The following is a 676-nucleotide window of genomic DNA, read 5'->3' as shown; positions in this document are numbered from 1 at the left end:
CCGCTCACCGATGCGTGGATTTGCCAGCAACGTTGTCGGGGCAACTGTTAGTTGCTGTACAGTACGAGCAGCGGCAGGCTGATCCACCACCGTCGCCAGAAATTCATATAGGCGAGCAAGGTCAGAAAGCGCTTTGCTGGTGCAATTCAACTCCATCAATTCGGGATTGCTAATGGCGATTCGGTGTTGGGGCTGTCGGCCCAGGCTTGGACAGCTTAGTGGTCAATCACATGACCAGCGTCTACATCGGCCAACGCTTCGCGTGTCAGGCGACTGCGCCCCCCTTCTTGGTCTATCCAAGCAGCCAGAGTCTGCTTGACGATCCAATTCTTGGAGCGCTCCAGCCGCTCAGCCATTAAATCTACCTTTTCGGCTAACTGCATAGGTACATGAGCGGTGACGGATCGAGTTTTTGCGGTAGTTGCCATGAAGACTGCTACTTCTAACCAATTGGCTGCACAAGGTGCATGCCTTGCCGGCGTTCAATCACAGCAGCTTCCGATGCCGCTTGGCGTAACGTAATGGCACGTTCGCTGGCTTGGCGTGCTTCGGCATAATCGCCATTTTTTCTGAGTCCATTGGCGCGCCATTCCGCCGCTTCGGCAGAAGCAAGCAACGCCAAAGAGTGCGGCACGTTTTGCTCTGATTTTTGATTCAGTTCTTGCGTGCTTCGATG

2 protein-coding genes are annotated in these 676 nt (G+C 54.3%); both read right to left on the bottom strand.

The features are described from left to right. Positions 1-215: 215 nt before the first annotated feature. Positions 216-428, bottom strand: a complete 213-nt coding sequence (locus KMS84_RS43685) for a CopG family ribbon-helix-helix protein (RefSeq protein WP_019819621.1) — start codon at positions 426-428, stop codon at positions 216-218. A gap of 14 nt (positions 429-442) precedes the next feature. Beyond that, positions 443-676: hypothetical protein (locus tag KMS84_RS43680; protein WP_256921258.1), on the bottom strand; the 234-nt coding region annotated here is incomplete at its 5' end.

It is taken from the genome of Streptomyces hilarionis, from assembly GCF_024539675.1.
GTDB lineage: Bacteria > Actinomycetota > Actinomycetes > Streptomycetales > Streptomycetaceae > Streptomyces > Streptomyces hilarionis.
Note: the sequence above shows the minus strand (reverse complement) of the source record. Positions and strands in the feature narration are given on the sequence as shown.